We start from the raw sequence: 20,273 nt of genomic DNA on the forward strand, positions 1-20,273 counted from the left end.
GACGACCATGACGTCTTCGAAGCGAAACCGTGCCGAGGCCCTTCCGCAGGACCTCCAGGAAGCACTCCGCCGCCGCCTGGCCGGACGGGCCGCCGCGGGCACCCCGGGCGCCACCGCCCGGCAGGGCATCCCGCGCGCCGACCGCACCCGGCCGCTGCCGCTGTCCTTCGCCCAGCAGCGCCTGTGGTTCCTGGACCGGCTGCGCCCCGGCGACCCGCGCTACAACAGCGCCGTGGCGCTGCGCCTGACCGGCGCCCTCGACCGCACCGCCCTGGCCGCCGCACTGGAGCACGTGGTCGCGCGGCACGAGGCGCTGCGCACCACGTTCGAGGAACACGACGGCACCCCCGCGCAGACCGTGCACCCCGCCGGGCCGCTGTCGCTGCCCGTGCGCGACCTCACGGGCGAGGCCGGAGCCGACACGGAGGCAGCCCTGCTGGCCGAGTACGAGCGGCCCTTCGACCTGCACGCCGGGCCGCCGCTGCGCGCCCTGCTGCTCCGGGAAGCGCCCGACCGGCACGTCCTGCTGCTGACGGCCCATCACATCGTGACCGACGGCTGGTCCATGGGCGTCGTCCTGGACGAGCTGTGCACCGCCTACGACGCCCTCGCCCGCGGCGCGCGGCCCGACCTCCCGGCGGTGGCCACGCAGTACCCGGACTTCGCCGTGTGGCAGCGCGAGCAGCTGTCCGGTACCCGGCTGGAGCGTCATCTGGCGTACTGGAGGGAGAAGCTGTCCGGCGCGGTCGCACCGGAGCTGCCGCTGGACCGGCCGCGCCGCGGTGAGGAGTCGGGCCCGGGCGCGGTGCACACCTTCGCCGTCGACGCGGCCACCACGGCCCGGCTGAAGCAGCTCGCGGCCGAGCAGCACACCACCCTGTTCACCGCCCTGGTCGCCACCTGCCAGTCCCTGCTGGCCCGCTGGTCCGGGCAGGACGACATCACCGTCGGCTCGCTCACCCCCGGGCGCGGCCGCACCGACCTGGAACGGACCGTCGGGTTCTTCGTCAACACCGTCGCCCTGCGCACCCGCGTCGCGACCAGCGGCACTTTCCGGGAGCTGCTCACGGCCGCGGCAGACACCGTCAACGACGCCTTCGCGCACGGCGACACGCCGTTCGAGCGGCTGGTCGAGGCGGTCGGAGCTCCCCGCGAGGCGGGCCGCAACCCCCTGTTCGACGTGATGGTCCTGCTGCACCCGGCGCCGCCCGCCGCACCCGACCCGCACGGCCTGACCGCCTCCCCGGTCGCCGTGCCCCGGCGGGCCGCCACGTTCGACCTGAGCGTCGAGTTCGTGCCCGACGGGGACGGGCTGACCGGTCTGCTGGAGTACCGCACCGACCTGTTCGACGCGGCCACCGCCGAGCGCATGGCGGACCAGCTGCTGCGCGCGCTGGAGGGCGCCGCCACCGACCCCGGCCGGCCGCTCGGCGCCCTGTCCCTGCTCTCGCCCGGGCAGGAGCGGCAGGTGACGCGGGACTGGAACGCCACCGCGCGCCCGGTCCCCGAGGAGACCCTGCCCGAGCTGTTCGCCCGGCAGGCGGCCCGGACCCCGCGGGCCACCGCCCTGGTCGCCGGCGACGTCCGCCTCGACTACGCGACGCTCGACGCGCGCGCCGAACGCCTGGCCCACCACCTGGTGGCGCGGGGAGCCGGACCCGAGCGCCTGGTCGCCCTCAGACTGCCGCGCACCGCCGACATGATCGTGGCGATCCTCGCCGTCTGGAAGGCCGGCGCCGGCTACCTGCCCCTGGACCCGGCGCTGCCCGGGGACCGCGTCCGCTTCCTGCTGGACGACGCGCGTCCCGCGCTCGTCCTGGACGAGGCGGCCCTCCGGGAGGCGGCCGACGTCCCGGGCGGCGACACCACGGGCGGGGGCACCACCGGCGGCAGGACCTCCGGCGGGCGCACCACCGGCGAGGGCACCACCGACGGCGGGACCTCCGGCAGGGGCACATCCGGTGGTCGATCCACCGGTGGCGCAATCTCCGGTGGCGACACGACCGGGGGCGGGACCGCCGGTGGCGACACGACCGGGGGCTGGACCTCCGATGGCGACACGACCGGCCTCGGGAGCTCCGATGGCGACACGACCGGCGTCGGGACCTCCGGTGGCGACACGACCGGGGGCGGCACCCCCGGTGGCCCCTGGGCGCCACCGCACCCCGACACCACCGCCTACGTCATCTACACCTCCGGCTCCACCGGCCGCCCCAAGGGCGTCGCCGTGACGCACCGGTCCGCGGCGAACCTCCTGGCGGGCCACCGCGAGGGATTCGTCGCCGAGGCCGGCGGCGGGCCGCTGCGCGTGGCGCTCACCGCGTCGTTCTCCTTCGACACCTCGCTGGAGGGCGTGCTGCTGATGGCCGACGGCCACCCGCTGCACCTGGTCGACGAGACGACCCGGCTGGACGTCGCCGCTCTGGTCGAGTACGTCGTCGAACACCGCATCGACTTCCTCGACCTCACCCCCACCTACCTGCGCCAGCTGCTGCCCGCCGGGCTCCTCACCGACCCGCGCCACACCCCGCGCGTCCTCATGCTGGGCGGCGAGGCCGTCGGACCTGCCCTGTGGCGGGAGCTGGCGGCCCGGCGGGACGTGGCCGCGTACAACTTCTACGGGCCCACCGAGTGCACGGTCGACGCGCTGGCCTGCCGTATCGAGGGCGACGGCCGGCCGACCGTGGGCCGCCCGCTGCCCAACGTGCGCGCCTACGTCCTCGACGACCGGCTCCGCCCCGTGCCGCCCGGTGTCGGCGGCGAGTTGTACCTGGCCGGTATCCAACTGGCGCGCGGCTACCGGGGGCGGCCGGGACTGACGGCCGCGCGGTTCCTGCCCGACCCCTTCGGCCCGCCCGGCACCCGCATGTACCGCACCGGCGACCTGGCCCGCTGGACCGCCGACGGACGCCTGGACTACCTGGGCCGCGCCGACGACCAGGTCAAGGTGCGCGGCCACCGCATCGAGCCCGGCGAGGTCGAGGCGGCCCTGACCGACCTGCCCGAGGTGGCCGCCGCGGCGGTCGTCGCCGTCACCGACCCGCACGGCCACGTCCGGCTCGCCGCCCACCTCGTCCCCGCCGATCCCGCCGCACCCCCCGCCGCGGGCGACGTACGGTCCGCCGTGCGGCGGGTGCTGCCCGACCACATGGTGCCGTCCTCCTTCACGGTGCTCGACGCCCTGCCGATGACCGTCAGCGGCAAGGTCGACCGGCGGGCCCTGCCCGCCCCCGACTTCCAGGGTGCCGGGCAGGAGCGGGAGTTCGTCGCGCCGCGCACCCCCGAGGAGGAGACCCTCGCCCGCATCTGGGCCGAGGTGCTGGGCACGCGCCGGGTCGGCGTCACGGACAACTTCTTCGAACTGGGCGGCGACTCCATCCTCAGCATCCAGGCCGTCTCCCGCGCCCGCGCGGCCGGACTGCACCTGACCTCACGCGACGTCTTCCGCCACCAGACCGTCGCCGACCTCGCCGCCGCCGCGTCCGCGCGCACCGCGCGGGTGCCCGCACCCCGGCACCCGGCCGAGCAGGGCCCGGCGCCGCTGACGCCCGTACAGGAGTGGTTCCTCGCCACGCACGGCCCGCTGCGCCACTTCACCATGTCGATGCTGCTGGACCTGCCGTACGACGTGGAGGAGCCGGCCCTGGAGCGGGCCCTGGAGGCGCTGGCCGCCCACCACCCGGCGCTGCGCACCCGCTTCGCCCGCTCGGGGGACACCTGGCGCCAGCACCCCGGCGAGGGCCCGGCCACCGGGCTGCTCACCCGCCACGACCTCTCCGGCGCCACCGACCCGGCGGCCGAGCGCGAACGGGCCGCCGGGGCCGCCCGCGCCGCACTCGATCCGGAAACCGGCGCCCTGCTCCGCGCCGCCCTGTTCACCCGCACCGGCGAGCGGCCCCAACTGTTCCTCACCGCGCACCACTTGGCGGTGGACAGCGTCTCCTGGCGCATCCTGCTCCCGGACCTCGCCGAGGCCTACCGGCAGGCGGCCGGGGGAGAGGAGGTCCGGCTGGAGCCCGTCGCCACGCCGTTCACCGATTGGGCCGCGCACCTCGCGCGCCGGGTGCGCGACGGCGAGCTCGACGCCGACCTGCCCCACTGGACGGCCGAGGCCGCCGAGCCCCGCACCCCGCTGCCCGTGGACCGCCCCGGCACCCCGCTCGCCGGCTCGGTCCGCACCCTCGCCACCCGCGTGGACCGCGCCACCACCGAGGCGCTGCTGCGCCGGGTGCCCGCCGTCTACCGCACCCAGGTCAACGACGTGCTGCTGGGCGCACTGAGCCGGGTCCTCGCCGACTGGACGGGCACCGAGCGGGTGACCGTCCTGCTGGAGGGGCACGGCCGCGAGGACGACACGCTGGACCTGTCCCGGACGGTGGGCTGGTTCACGGCCCAGTACCCCGTGACCCTCGCGCCCGCCGGACCGTCCGGGGAACCCGACTGGGGCGCCACTCTGAAGGCCGTCAAGGAGCGGCTGCGGTCCGTGCCCCGGCACGGCCTGAGCCACGAGGCGCTGGCCCGCCTCGGCTCGCCCGACCCGGCCGCCCGCGCCCTGCGGGACGTGCCGCTGCCGCAGATCAGCTTCAACTACCACGGCCAGTGGGAGGCACCCGACGGCGGGGACTTCGCCCCGGCGGGCGAGGCACCCGGCCGCGACATCGCCCCCGACGCGCGCCTCGACCATCTGCTGGACGTCTCGGCCCTGGTCACCGACGGCGAGTTGCACCTCACCTGGCACTACAGCGACCAGGTGCACGACGAGGCCACCGTCCGCGCCCTCGCCGACGGCATGACCGGCGCGCTCGCCGCGATCACCGAGCACTGCGCCCGCCCCGGGGCGGGCGGCCGCACCCCGTCCGACTTCCCGCTGGCCCGCCTCGACCAGGAGCGCCTGGACCGCCTCGTCGGCGACGGCCGGGACGTGGAGGACGTCCTGCCGCTCACCCCCCTCCAGGAGGGCATGCTCTTCCACCGGCTGGTCGGCGGCCCCGACGACGTCTACGTCGACCAGGCGGGCCTGCTGCTGGAGGGCGTGACGGACCCGCACGCCCTCGCCGTCGCCTGGCAGCGCGTCACCGACCGCACGCCCGCCCTGCGCACCTGCGTGGTCTGGGAGGACGTCCCCGTGCCCCTCCAGGTCGTGCGCCGCGCCGCACGGGTGCCGGTCACCCACCTCGACTGGCGTGACCTGGACGAGGCGGAACGCGCCGAGCGCCTGGCCCGGCTGCGCGCCGACGACCTCGCGCGGGGCATCGACCTGGCCGCCGCGCCGCTGATGCGGCTGACCCTGGTCCGGCTGCCCGACGCCCGGCTGCACCTGCTGTGGACGTCCCACCACCTGATCCTGGACGGCTGGAGCCTCGCCCAGGTGCTGACCGACGTGTGCGAGGAGTACGCGGCGCTCACCGCGGGCACCGAGCCCCGTCCGCCGGTGCGGCGGCCCTTCGGCGACTACGTGCGCTGGCTCGCCGGCCAGGACCGCGACGCCGCACGCGCCCACTGGCAGGGCGTCCTGGCCGGCTTCGCGGAACCCACCCCGCTGCCCACCGACCGCCCCCTGCGCGAGGCCCACCGGGCCCGCTCCGCCGAGGTGCACACGGCAGGCCTGGACACGGAGGCGTCGGCCCGCCTCGCACGCACCGCCCGCACGGCCGGGCTCACCCTCAACACGGTCGTCCAGGGCGCCTGGGCGCTGCTGCTCGCCCGCTACGCCGCCCAGGACGACGTGGTGTTCGGCACGACCGTCTCCGGGCGGCCCGACGACCTGCCCGGCGTCGAGTCGATGGTCGGCATGTTCATCAACACCGTGCCCACCCGTGTCCGCGTCGACCCCGCCCGCGCCGCCGGGGACTGGCTGCGCGCACTGCAGGACGCCCAGGCCGAGTCGAGACGGTTCGCGGCCGCCTCGCTCGCCGAGCTGACCCAGCTGAGCGACGTGCCGTCCGGCAGCCCGCTCTTCCACAGCATGGTCGCCTTCGAGAACTACCCCTTCGACGAGGCCCGCACGGCCGGATCCGGGATCCGCCTGGCCGGGGTGACCTCCCGCGACGCCACCAACTACCCGCTCGTCCTGCGCGCCTACCACGGTGAACGCCTCGGCTTCGACCTCGCCTACGACCCGGCCCTGTTCGACGCGGAGACCGTCCGCGCGCTCGCCGGCCGGCTGTGCCTGCTCCTGACCGCCCTGGCCGACGGCACCGGCCGGCCGCTGCGCGCCCTGCCCTGGACGACGGCCGAGGAACGCGACCGCATCCTCACCGACTGGAACGGCACTGAGAGCGGCCGTCCCGACGGGACGCTGGTCGACCTGTTCGAGGCGCAGGCCGCCCGCACCCCCGGCAACACCGCCGTCACCTGCGGAGGCGAGCACCTGGACTACGCGACCCTCGACGCCCGCGCCGGGCGCCTCGCCCACCGCCTCGCCGAACTCGGCGCCGGGCCCGAGCGGTTCGTAGCCCTCGCCCTGCCCCGCTCCACCGACCAGGTCGTCGCGATCCTGGCCGTGCTGAAGACCGGCGCGGCCTATCTGCCGATCGACCCGAACTCACCCGCCGAACGCATCGCGCACCTTCTCACCGACGCCACCCCGGTCACCCTGGTGACCACCCGCGACACCGCCACCCGCGTGGACGGCACCGGTGTGCCCGTCGTCCTGCTCGACGCCCCGCACGAGGAGGCCGACCTCGCCCGCCGCCCGGCCACGGGACCCGGGACGGCCCGCCGCCCCCTCCCGGAGAACCCGGCCTACGCCATCTACACCTCCGGCTCCACCGGCCGCCCCAAGGGCGTGGTGATCCCGCACGCCAACGTGGTGCGGCTGTTCACCCGCACCCGCCCGTGGTTCGCGTTCGGCCCGGACGACGTGTGGACGCTGTTCCACTCCTACGCGTTCGACTTCTCCGTGTGGGAGCTGTGGGGCCCGCTGCTGCACGGCGGCCGGCTCGTCGTCGTGCCCGACGAGACCGCGCGCTCCCCGGAGGACTTCCTGCGGCTGCTGGCCGACGAAGGGGTCACCGTCCTCAACCAGACGCCGTCCGCGTTCTACCCGCTCGCCCGCGCCGACGCCGAACACCCCGAAACCGGTGCCCGCCTCGCCCTGCGCACCGTGATCTTCGGCGGTGAGGCCCTGGACGTCGGCCGGCTCGCCGACTGGTGGGCCCGGCACCCCGCCGACGCGCCGTGCCTGGTGAACATGTACGGCATCACCGAGACCACCGTGCACGTCACCCACGCCCCGCTCGACCCCGCCACCGCGGCGAACGGCCCGGCCGGCCCGATCGGCGTCGCGATACCCGACCTCAGGGTGTACGTGCTCGACGCGGACCTGGCACCCCTGCCGCCGGGCGCGACCGGTGAGCTGTACGTGGCGGGGGAGGGCCTGGCCCGCGGCTACCTGGGCCGGCCCGGCCTGACCGCGACCCGGTTCCTCGCCGACCCGTTCGGCCCGGCCGGGAGCCGCATGTACCGCACCGGCGACCGGGCCAGGTGGCGGCCCGACGGCACCCTGGAGTACCTGGGCCGCGCGGACGCCCAGGTGAAGATCCGCGGCTACCGCATCGAGCCCGGCGAGATCGAGGCCGCCCTGCACACCCACCCCGGGGTCGCCGACGCCGCCGTCGGGGTGTTCGAGGACGCCTCCGGCACCCGCCGGCTGGTGGCGCACGTCGTCGGATCCGGCGGCACCGCACCCGCGGCGGCCGAGCTGCGCGCCCACCTGGAGCGGCTGCTGCCCGCCCACATGGTGCCCGCCGCCTACGTCCCGATGGACGCCCTCCCGCTCACCGTCAACGGCAAGCTCGACCGGCGCGCCCTGCCCGCCCCGACCGCGGACGGCTACGCCGCCGGCACCGACCGGACCGCACCGCGCACCCCCGCCGAACGGGCCGTCGCCGCCGCCTGGTCGGACGTCCTCGGGGTCGAGGAGGTGCACGCCGGGGACGACTTCTTCGCGCTCGGCGGCGACTCCATCCTCGCCGTCCGCGTCACCGCCCGGCTGCGCGCCGCGTTCGGCCCCGACGTGTCCCCGCGCGTGCTGTTCACCCACAGCACCGTGTCCGCACTCGCCGCCGAACTCGGCGATCCCGTGGGAGACACCTCCGCCGCGCCCGCCGACGCGATCCCCGCGACCGCCCCCGAGACCCCGGCGCCGCTGTCCTACGCCCAGCAACGCCTGTGGTTCCTCGACCGGTTCGAGCCCGGCAGCACCGAGTACACGACCCTGTCCGTACTGCGCCTGCGCGGCCCGCTCGACGAACAGGCCCTGCGCACCGCCCTGGACGGCCTCGTCGCCCGCCACGAGGCCCTGCGCACCACCTTCACCGAACAGGACGGACAGCCCCGGCAGGTGGTGCGCCCACCGCACCCGGCCGCCCTCACCGTGGACGACCTCACGGCCGCGCCCGACCCGCGCGCGGCGCTGGAGGAGCTGCTGGAGCACGAGGCCGCCACGCCCTTCGACCTGGCGGCCGGGCCGCTGCTGCGCGCCCGCCTGGCCCGCACGGCGGACGACGAGCACGTGCTGGCCCTCGCCGTCCACCACATCGTCACCGACGGCTGGTCGCTCGGCGTCCTCGGCCGCGACCTCGGCGAGCTGTACGCCGCCGCCCGCGCAGGCCGCCGCCCCGAACTCCCCGAACTGCCCGTCCGGTACGCCGACCACGCCGCCTGGCAACGCGCCCGCACCGAACAGGCCGAGCGTCAACTCGCCCACTGGCGCGAGAAGCTGGCCGGCGTGCCGCCGCTGGAGCTGCCCACCGACCGGCCGCGCCCCGCCGTACGCGCCCGCGACGGCGCGCTCGTCACCTTCACCCTGCCCGCCGAGCTGACCGACCGGCTGCGCGAGCGGGGCCGGGAGGCCGACGCCACCCTCTACATGACCCTGCTCACCGCGTGCACGGTCCTGCTGTCCCGCTGGGCCGACCAGGAGGACTTCGCCGTCGGCACCGTCACCGCGGGCCGGGAACGTCCAGAACTGCACGACGTCGTCGGCATGTTCGTGAACACGCTGGTGCTGCGCAACGAGGTCCGGCCCGGCACGTCGTTCCGCGCGCTGCTCCAGCAGGTGCGCGGCACCGTCCTGGACGCGTTCGCCCACCAGGACGTGCCCTTCGAACGGCTGGTGGACGCCCTCCAGCCCGAACGGGACACCAGCCGCACCCCCCTGTTCCAGGTCATGGTCGCTCTGCACAACCTGGGCGCCGAAGCCCCCGCCCTGCCGGGCCTGGACGCCGAACCGGTGCTGCCGCCGGTCCGGCACGCCACCTTCGACCTGGCCTTCGACTTCGTCGAGAGCGACGGCGGCGTCACCGGGCACCTGGAGTACGACACCGGCCTGTTCGACGAAAACACCGTCCACCATCTCGCCGCCCGCTTGCGGCTGCTGCTGGAGGCGGCGGCGCAGGACCCGGACCGCGACGTACGGGCGCTGGAGCTGATGACCGCCGACGAACGGCGGCGGGTGCTGCACGACGGCCAGGGTGCGCACCTGAGCGTCCCGGACACCACCTTCCCCGCCCTGTTCGAGGCCCAGGCCGCGCGCACCCCGCACGCCACCGCGCTGGTGGCCCGGGACGCCACCCTCGGCTTCGCCGCCCTGAACGAGCGCGCGAACCGGCTCGCCCACCACCTGCTGGCCCAGGGCGCCGGCCCCGAACGGGTGGTCGCGGTCCGGCTGCCGCGCACCTCCGACCTGATGGCCGCGGTCCTCGCCGTCGCCAAGGCCGGCGCCACCCTCCTCCACCTCGACCCCGACCTGCCCGCCGAACGCGCCGCCGGACTCCTGGCGGACGCCGCCCCGCACACCCTGGTCACCACCGACACGCTGCGCGACACACCGTGGGACCGGCTGCCCGCCCACAACCCCACCGACCACGACCGCCCGGCCCCGCTGCGCCCGGACCACGCGGCCTACATCGTCTACACCTCCGGCTCCACCGGCCGCCCCAAGGGCGTCGTCGTCGAACACCGCCACCTGGTCAACCTCTGCCACGACCACCGCGCCGGGCTCGTCGCCCCGCACACCGCGGACGGGCAGCGGCTGCGCGCCGCGCTCAGCGCCTCGTTCTCCTTCGACACCTCCTGGGAGGGGCCGCTGCTGCTCGCCCTCGGCCAGGAGGTCCACCTCGTCGACGAGGACGTCCGCCTGGACCCCGAGGCGTTCTGCGCGCAGATCAGCGCACGACACCTCGACCTGGTCAACGTCACCCCGTCCTTCCTGCGCGAACTCCTCGCCGCGGGACTCCTCGCACCCGGCCGCCACCACCCCCGCGTGCTGCTCGTCGGCGGCGAGGCGACCGGCCCCGACACCTGGCGCGAACTGTGCGCCGCCGCCGAGCTCGGCGTCACCGTCTACAACATGTACGGCCCCACCGAGTGCACCGTCGACGCCACCTACGGGCGCGTCACCGAGCACCCCGACGGGCCGGTCATCGGACGCCCCGGCGCCAACCTCCGCGCCTATGTCCTCGACGGTGCCCTGCGCCCGGTGCCGCCCGGCACACCCGGCGAGCTGTACCTCGCCGGCGCGCAGATAGCCCGCGGTTACCTGAACCGGCCCGGGCTGACCGCGACACGGTTCCTCGCCGATCCGTTCGGCGCGCCGGGGGAGCGGATGTACCGCACCGGCGACCGCGCCCGCCGCGACGAACAGGGAGTGCTGGAGTTCCTCGGCCGCGCCGACGAGCAGATCAAGATCCGCGGGTTCCGCGTCGAGCCCGGCGAGGTCGAGGCCGCGCTGCTCGCCCACCCCGGCGTCACCGACGCCGTCGTCACCGCACGCGACCACGCGGGCCGGCTGATGCTCGTGGCGTATCTGGTGCCCACCGGGGACACCGCCCCGAGCGCCGACGAACTGCGGCTCGCGCTGCGCCGCACCCTGCCGGACCACATGGTGCCGGCGGCGTTCGTGCCGCTGACCCGCATTCCGCGCACCACCAGCGGCAAGACCGACCGGCGTGCCCTGCCCGCCCCGCCCGCGCAGCCCGGCACCACCGCCACGTACGTCGCCCCCCGCCCCGGCATCGAAGAGACACTGGCCGGAATCTGGGCGGACGTCCTGCGCGTCGAACGGGTCGGCGCGCGCGACAACTTCTTCGCGCTCGGCGGCGACTCGATCCTCAGCATCCAGATCGTCTCCCGGGCCCGCCAGGCCGGACTCGCACTCACCACCAAGGACGTCTTCCGCCACCAGACCGTCGCCGAACTCGCCTTGCGGGTCACCGAGTCGGCGCCGGTCGCCGCCGACACGACCGCCCCCGCCGAGGCGCCGCTCACCCCCATCCAGCGCTGGTACCTCGACGGCCGCGCCCCCGGCGACCCGCTGCGTTTCACCATGTCGCAGCGCCTCGAACTCGCCCCCGGGACCGACCTGCCGGCTCTGCGCGCCGCCGTGGACGCTCTCGTACGCCATCACCCGGCCCTGCGGACCCGCTTCGGCCGCACCGGCGACGGCTGGCGTCAGGTGGTCCTGCCCGCCGCCCCGGACGGCATCGTCACCCACCACGACGTGACGGGTCTCGACGGTCCCGTCCTGGAGGCCGAGACGGCCCGCCTCGCGGACGAGGCCCGCGCCGCCCTCGACCCCGTCGAGGGCCGCCTGGCGCGCGTCCTGCTCCTCGACCGCGGTCCGCGCGAGCCCGCCCATCTCCTCTTCACCGTCCACCACCTGGCCGTCGACGGCGTCTCCTGGCGGATCCTGCTGGCCGACCTGGAGACCGCCCACCGGCAGGCCGCCGCCGGACACCCCGTCGAGCTGCCCCCGGCCACCACCGCGTACGGCCTCTGGGCGGCCCGCCTGGAGGCCCACACCCGCTCCGGTGCCCTGGACGGCGACCTGGAGCACTGGCGGCGCACCGTGGAGGCCCCCGCCGACCTGCCCGAGGGCCGGCCCGGCCCCAACACCCACGGCACCGCCGCCACGGTCACCGTGGAACTGGAGCCGGAGACCACCGAGGCCCTGCTGCGGCAGGTCCCTGAGGTCTACCGCACCCAGGTCAACGACGTTCTGCTCAGCGCCCTCGGCCGCACCCTGGCCCGCTGGTGCGGACGCGAGAGCGTGCTGGTCGGCGTCGAGGGCCACGGCCGCGAGGACCTCTTCGACGACCTGGACCTGTCCCGGACGGTCGGCTGGTTCACCGCCGAGTTCCCCCTCGCGCTGACCGTCGACCCCGACGCCGGCTGGCACGACACCCTGCGCTCGGTCAAGGAGCAGCTGCGCGCGGTGCCCCTGCACGGACTGAGCCACGGCGCGCTGCGCCACCTGCTGCCCGGCAGCCCTCTGAGCGGGACCCCGGCACCCCGGATCGGCTTCAACTACCACGGCCGGTGGGACGCCGACGGCGGTGGCAGCGGCCTGTACGGAGCGGCCCTGCCCCCGGCCGGCTCGGACACCGACCCCGACGCCCCCCGGCCGTACCTGCTGGACATCACCGGCGTGGTCCAGGACGGCCGGCTCGAACTCGGCTGGACCTATCCGCCGGCCGTCTACGACGAGTCCACCGTCCGCGGGCTCGCCGAGGAGATGTGCGCGGCGCTGCGCGAGATCGCCGCCCACTGCGCCCGCCCGGACGCGGGCGGCCGCACCCCGTCGGACTTCCCGCTGGCCGGCCTCGGGCAGAGCGACCTGGACCGCCTGGTGGGCGACGGCCGGGACGTGGCCGACGTCCTGCCGCTGACACCCCTGCAAGCCGGCATGCTCTTCCACGGCCTGGTCGACACGGAGGGCGCCTACTCGGACCGGGTGGCCGTCCGCCTGTCCGGGGTGGGCGACCCGCAGGGCTTCGCCACCGCCTGGCAGCAGGTCGCCGACCGCACCGAGGCCCTGCGCACCAGCGTCCACTGGCAGGGACTGCCGCACCCCGTGCAGGTCGTGCACCGGCGCGTGGAGCTGCCCGTCACCCACCTGGACTGGCGAGGCCTCACACCCGAGGAGCGCTCGGCGGCCACCGAAGAGCTCCTGGCCGCCGACCGCGCGGCGGGCATGGACCTGAACACCGCACCGCTCACCCGCGTCACCCTGGCCGCGCTCCCCGGCGACGAGATCCTGCTGCTGTGGTCCTCCCACCACCTGGCCCTGGACGGCTGGAGCACCGGACAGCTCCTCACCGAGGTGTGCGAACGCTACGCCGCCCTCACCGGCGGACGGGCGGCCCCCGCACCGGTCAGGCGCCCGTTCGCCGACTTCCTGCGCTGGCTGCGCGACCAGGACGAGACCGCCGCCGAGGCCCACTGGTCCCGGGCCCTCGCCGGATTCTCCGCCCGCACCCCACTGCCCTACGACCGCACACCGGCCGAAGAGCACCGCGCCCGCGCCGCCGCCGTCACGAGCCGACGGCTGGACGAGGACCTGTCGGCGCGGCTGCGGCACAGCACCGCCCGGGCCGGGCTCACGGTGAACACCGTGATCGAGGGCGCCTGGGCGCTGCTCCTGGCCCGCCACAGCGGCCGCGACGACGTCGTGTTCGGCACCACCGTCTCCGGACGCCCGGCCGAACTGCCCGGCGTGGAGTCGATGATCGGCATGTTCATCAACACCGTGCCCAACCGCATCCGCGTGGCGGGCGGGGGAGCGGTCTCCTGGCTGCGCGAGGTGCAGGAGCGGCAGAGCGACGCCCGGCGCTTCGACTTCCTCGCCCTGCCCCGCATCCAGGCGCTGAGCGAGACCCCGGCCGGTGAGCCGCTGTTCGACAGCATGGTGGTGTTCGAGAACTACCCCGTCGACGAGTCCGCCACGGCCCGCACGGGCGTGCGGGTCGAGGAGGTGCGCGCCGAGGACGCGCCCACCTTCCCGCTGTGCCTGCGCGCCCACCTCGGCGACCGCCTCGGCGTCGACCTCGCCTACGACGACGGCCTGTTCGACGCGGACACCGCCGAACGCCTCGCTGACCGCCTCACGGTCGTCCTGCGCGCCCTCGCCGACGCTCTGGAGACGGACGCGGACGTCACCGGCCTGGAGGCGCTGACCGAGGACGACCACGCCCTGCTGCAGCGGTGGAACACCACCGTCCGCCGGACCGGGCCGCGCAGCCCCGTCGACCTGTTCGCCGAGCGGGCCCGCCGCACCCCCGAAGCGCCCGCCCTGCGCGACGGCGACTTCCAGCTGACCTACCGTCAACTGCACGACTGGTCCGACGCGGTGGCCTCCCGGCTCCTCGCCGGCGGACTGCGGCCCGAGGACCGGGTGGCCCTGCTGATGGACCGCGGCGCCGCACTCGTCGTCGCCCAGCTCGCCGTCCTCAAGGCGGGCGGCGCCTACGTGCCCGTCGACGCCCGCGCCCCCGAGGACCGGCGCCGCACCCTGATCGAACGCGCCGGCGCGACGGCCCGGCTGACCGCCGAGGACGTCACCGCCGCGCGCACCCCCGTGCCGGACGCGCCCCTCGCCGCACCGGCGGACCCCGACCGGCTCGCGTACGTGATGTTCACCTCCGGCTCGACCGGCGAACCGAAGGCGGTCGCCGTACGCCACCGTGACGTGGCCGCCCTCGCCACCGACAGCCGCTTCACCGGCGGCGTGTGCGAACGGGTGCTGCTGCACTCCCCGGTGGCCTTCGACGCCGCCACCTTCGAGGTGTGGGCGCCGCTGCTCACCGGCGGCTGTGTCGTCGTGGCACCCTCACGGCCGCTGGACGCCGCGCTGCTGCGGCACCTGGTCCACGGCACCGGTCTGAGCGCCCTGTGGCTGACCGCCGGGCTCTTCCGGCTCCTCGCCCAGGACGCGCCGGACTGCTTCACCGGTCTGCGCCAGGTGTGGACCGGCGGCGACGTCGTGCCCGCCGCGGCCGTACACCGCGTCCTGAACGCCTGCCCCGGCCTGACCGTCGTGGACGGCTACGGCCCGACCGAGACCACGACGTTCGCGACGTCCTTCGCGCTCACCGACGCGACGGACGTCCCCGGCACCGTGCCCATCGGCCACCCGCTCGACGACATGCGCGTCCACGTTCTCGACGGGCGGCTGCGGCCCGTGCCGCCGGGCTGCCCCGGTGAGCTGTACCTCGCCGGCGAGGGCGTGGCCCGCGGCTACCTGGGCCGCCCCGGCGACACCGCGGCCCGCTTCCTCGCCGACCCGGCCGGCCCGCCCGGCAGCCGCATGTACCGCACCGGCGACCTGGCCCGCCGCCGCCCCGACGGCACCGTCGAGTTCCTCGGCCGCGCCGACGACCAGGTGAAGATCCGCGGCTTCCGTGTCGAACCCGGCGAGGTCGAGGCGGTTCTCGCGGCGCACCCCGCCGTCACCGACGTGACGGTGCTGGCCCGCGAGGACCGGCCCGGCAGCCGCCGCCTAGTGGCCTACGTGGTGGGCACCGAAGACGTCACGGCCCTCACGGAGTCCGCCCGGCGCTCCCTGCCGGACTACCTCGTGCCGTCGGCCTTCGTGGTCCTGCCCGCGCTGCCGCTCAGCCGCAACGGCAAGGTCGACCGCGCGGCGCTCCCCGCCCCGGAACCCGCGAGCGGCGCGTCCGAGGGCGCACCGGCCGAGCCGCGCACCGACGCCGAGCGCCGCACGGTGGAGGTCTTCGCCGACGTCCTGTCCGTGCCGCGCCCCGGCGTGCGGGACGACTTCTTCCAGCTGGGCGGCGACTCCATCCTCAGCATCCGGCTGGCCGTGCGCCTGTCAGAGGCGTTCGGCACCGACCTGTCCCCGCGCGCGGTGTTCACCCATCCGACCCCCGAGGCCCTCGCCGCCCTGCTCACCGAGGAACGCCCCGGCGACCCCGGCCCCGCCCCGATCGTCCCCGTCACCCGGGACACGCCCGCCCCGATGTCGTACGCCCAGCAACGCCTGTGGTTCCTGGAGGAGTTCGCGCCGGGCAGCGGCGAGTACGTCACCGCGCTGGCCCTGCGGCTGCGCGGCCGGCTCGACGTGCCCGCCCTCACCGGGGCCCTGCGCGCCCTGGTCCAGCGGCACGAGGCGCTGCGCACCACCTTCGACGCGGTCGACGGCCACGGCGTGCAGACCGTCCACCCGGCCGGAGACGTACCGCTGACCCTGCACGACCTGTCCGCACTGCCGGGCAGCGCACGCGACGCCCGGCTCGCGGACCTCCTGGACGCCGAACGCGCCCGCACCTTCGACCTGCGGCGCGGCCCGCTCCTGCACACGGGACTGATCAGGCTCGCCGACGACGAGCACGTCCTGACGCTGACCCTGCACCACATCGTCACCGACGGCTGGTCCACGGGCGTCCTCACCGGCGACCTCGCCCACTTCTACCGCACCGAACTCGGCGCGGAATCGGGCGCCTTGCCGCCGCTGCCGGTGCAGTACGCCGACTACGCGCACTGGCAGCGCGGGCGCGGCACCGACGGCCACCTCGCCTACTGGAAGGAGCACCTGGCCGGACTGGAGACACTGGACCTGCCCACCGACCGGCCCCGCCCGGCGGTCCGCACCCACCGGGGCGCCTCCGTACGGCTCGCCCTGCCCCGCGACACCACCCGCCGCCTCACCCGGGTGGGCCGGGACCGGCAGGCCACCCTGTTCACCACGCTGGTCGCCGCCGCCCAGGCCTACCTGGCCCGGCTGACCGGCGGCGAGGACATCACCGTCGGCACGGTCACCTCGGGCCGTGACCGCGCCGAGGTCCAGCACCTCGTCGGGTTCTTCGTCAACACCCTCGTGCTGCGCTCCCGCGTCCGGCCCGACCGGCCCTTCCCCGAGTTCCTCGACGCGGTCCGCGACACCGTCCTCGACGCGTTCGCCCACCAGGAGGCGCCGTTCGAGCAGGTGGTGGACGAGGTGCAGCCGGTCCGCGACACCAGCCGCACCCCGCTGTTCCAGGTCATGGTGGTCCTCCAGAACGCCCCGGCCGCCGCCCTGGACCTGCCCGGCCTCCAGGTCACCGACGTCGACAGCGAGCTGCGGCACGCCGCGTTCGACCTCACCCTGGAGTTCGCCGAGACCGGCACCGGTGAACTGCACGGCGTGCTCACCTACAACACCGACCTGTTCGAGGCGGCCACCGCCGAACGCATGGCCGACCAGCTCGCCACCCTCCTGACCGCCGTCGCCGACGACCCCGACCGGCCCCTGGGCTCCCTGCCCCTGGCCACCGACGAGACCCTCAAGACCGTCCTCGACCACGGCCGCGGCACCGCCCGGCCGGTCCCGGCGGCGACCCTGCCCGAGCTGTTCGAACGGCAGGCCGCCCGCACGCCCGACGCCGTGGCCCTGGCCGACGCCGACGGCCGGGAGCTGACGTACGCACAGGTCGAACGCGCCGCCAACCGGCTGGCGCACCGCCTCATCGCCCAGGGCGTGGGCCCCGAGCGGACCGTGGCGCTGGCCCTGCCCCGCAGCGCCGAGACGATCGTCGCGCAGCTCGCCGTCACCAAGGCCGGCGGCGCCTTCCTGCCCGTCGACCCGGACTACCCGCGGCAGCGCCGGGAGTTCATGCTGCGCGACGCGGAAGCCCGGCTCGTGCTGGACGACCCCGCCGCCGTATGGGACGCGGCCGGACCGGACACCGCACCCACCGACGCCGACCGCACGGCCCCGCTGACCGTCGACCACCCGGCGTACGTCATCTACACCTCCGGCTCCACCGGCACGCCGAAGGGCGTCACGGTGACACACCGCGGCCTCGCCGCCTTCGCCGCGGCGGCCGCCGACCGCTACGACGCGGGCCCCGGCGACCGGGTCCTGCACTTCGCCTCACCCAGCTTCGACGCCTCGGTCCTGGAGCTGTGCGTGTCGCTGCTCAGCGGAGCCACCCTGCTCACCGGGGAGGAGGGCCCCCTCGTCGGCGAGCGCCTCGCCCAGGCCCTCGCCGAACGGGAGGTCACCCACACGCTGATCCCGCCCGCCGCCCTCGCCACGGTCGATCCCGCGACCGCCGGCGCCCTGCCGCACCTGCGCACCCTCATCGTCGGCGCCGAGGCCTGCCCCGCCCACCTCGTCGAACGGTGGGCCCCCGGCCGGCGGATGATCAACTCGTACGGCCCCACCGAGGCCACCGTCGTCGCCACCTGGACCGGCCCGCTCACCCCGGGCACGGGCGCCCCACCCATCGGACGCCCCGCCGGCGCCACCCGCGTCCACGTCCTGGACGCCGCCCTTCGCCCCGTCCCGCCCGGCATCACCGGCGAGCTCTACGTGTCCGGCCCCGGCCTGGCCCGCGGCTACCTCGGCCGGCCCGGCCTGACCGCGTCCCGTTTCGTCGCCGACCCGTTCGGCGCCCCCGGCGCACGCATGTACCGCACCGGCGACCTGGCCCGCTGGGACACCGACGGCGAACTGCGCTTCGCCGGACGCGCCGACGACCAGGTCAAACTGCGCGGCTTCCGCATCGAGCCCGCGGAGATCGAGAGCGCGCTGCGCGCCGGCCCGCTGGTGCGCGACGCGGTGGTCACCGTACGCGGTGCCGGCGGCGACCCGGACGGCCGCTCCGGGGGACGGCTGGTCGCCTACGTCGTGCCCGCCGAGGGCCCCCTGGAGGACCTGCCGGTGCCCCGGCTGCGCGACCACCTCGCCGGGCTGCTGCCACCCCACATGATCCCCTCGGCGTTCGTGCCGCTGGCCCACCTGCCGCTCACCCCGAACGGCAAGATCGACCGCGGCGCGCTGCCCGAACCCGGCCCCACCCACACCGCCACCGGGCCGCACACGCCCCCGCGCACCGACACCGAACGCCGCATCGCCCGCATCTGGTCCGACGTCCTCGGCGTGGCCCGGGTCGGAGCCCACGACAACTTCTTCCACCTCGGCGGCGACTCCATCCTCAGCATGCAGGTCGTCTCCCGCCTGCGGCGCGACGGACTGCACCTGACCACCCGCGACCTGTTCACCCACCAGACCCTCGCCGAGCTGGCCGGCGTCGTCACCGCCGCGCCCCGGCACTCCGGCGACGAGACGGTGAGCGGGGACGTGCCGCTCACCCCCATCCAGGACTGGTTCCTGACCGGCCCGCGCGCCAGCCACGCCCACTTCAACCAGTCCCTGCTGGTGGAACTCACCGCCGACGTGGACGCCGCCGCCCTGGAGACGGCCCTCAACGCCCTGCTCGACCATCACGACGCCCTGCGCATGCGCTTCACGGTGGAGCAGGACGGCTGGCGCCAGTTCAACCCGCCGGTCACCGACACCGACCGCGACCGGCTCCTGACCCGCCACGACCTCACCGGACTGACCCCCACCGACGCCGACGCGGCGATGGAGAAGGCCGCCGACGACCTGCACACCGGCTTCGACCTGGCACGTGGACCGCTGCTGCGGGCGGCCCTGTTCACCGGCGCCGCCGACCGCCCCGCCTTCCTCCTCCTGGTCGCCCATCACCTCGTCGTGGACGCCGTCTCCTGGCGCATCCTGCGCGACGACCTCGAAGCCGCCTACCGCCAGGCCGCCCAGGGCGAACCCGTGTCGCTGGGCGCACGCACCACGTCCTTCCGCGACTGGGCCCGGGGCCTCGCCGCGCATGTCGCGGCCGGCGCCCTCGACCACGAACTGCCCTACTGGGAACACGCGGTGGACACCGCCGAGCCCCTCCCCGCGGGAACACCGGAGGGGCCCGGCACGGGCGCCGTGGACACCCTCACCGTCGAACTGGACGAGGCCGACACCGAAGCGCTGCTGCGGGCCGCCCCGACCGCCTACCGCACCCGCGTCAACGACGTGCTGCTCGCCGCCCTCGCGCTCGCCCTGGCCCGCTGGACCGGCCGCGAGGAGGTCCGCCTCGACCTGGAGGGACACGGCCGCGAGGACGTCCTCGACGACGTCGACCTCACCCGCACCGTCGGCTGGTTCACCGCCGTCCACCCCGTCGCCCTCCGCATCCCCGAACCCGCGGAGCTCGGCCCCGGCCGCGACTGGCGGACCCTGGTGAAGTCGGTACGCCGCCAGCTGCGCGCCGTACCCGGCAACGGCCTCGGCTTCGGCGCGCTGCGCACCTTCGGCCCGCCCGAGGTGCGCGAACGCCTCGGCCGCGGCGCACACGGACAGGTCGTCTTCAACTACCTCGGTCAGTGGGACGCCCGCCCCGACAGCCCGGGCGACGGCCTCGTGCGCACCGAGCACGGCTCCTTCGGCCGCCACCACGACCCGCGCGACAGCGGCTCCCACCCCCTGGAGATCGTCGGCGCGGTCCAGCGCGGCCGGCTGTCCTTCACCTGGCACCACCGGCCCGCCCTGCACGCCACCGACACCGTCCGCCGGGTCGCCGAGGACTTCGCCCACGCCCTGCGCCACATCGCCCACCACGCTCGCGACCGCCGGTGACGCCCCTCCCCGTGGGCCGCGCCCCACCGCCACCACCGGACGACCGGCCGTCCCGCACCAC

At 75.9% G+C, this 20,273-nt stretch carries 1 protein-coding gene; it reads left to right on the top strand.

The window, feature by feature from the left end:
- The first annotated feature begins 7 nt into the window (after nucleotides 1-7).
- Nucleotides 8-20,212 carry a non-ribosomal peptide synthase/polyketide synthase gene (locus ACF07N_RS04850; RefSeq protein WP_392108393.1) on the top strand — a complete coding sequence of 6,735 codons (20,205 nt, stop codon included), beginning with the start codon at nucleotides 8-10 and terminating at the stop codon, nucleotides 20,210-20,212.
- The last annotated feature ends 61 nt before the right edge of the window (nucleotides 20,213-20,273 follow it).

This window comes from Streptomyces sp. NPDC015242, from assembly GCF_043079125.1.
Classification (GTDB): Bacteria; Actinomycetota; Actinomycetes; order Streptomycetales; family Streptomycetaceae; genus Streptomyces.

Coding starts and splice junctions, on each gene's coding strand:
- ACF07N_RS04850 (WP_392108393.1), top strand. CDS start 8: ATGACGTCTTCGAAGCGAAACCGTGCCGAGGCCCTTCCGCAGGACCTC.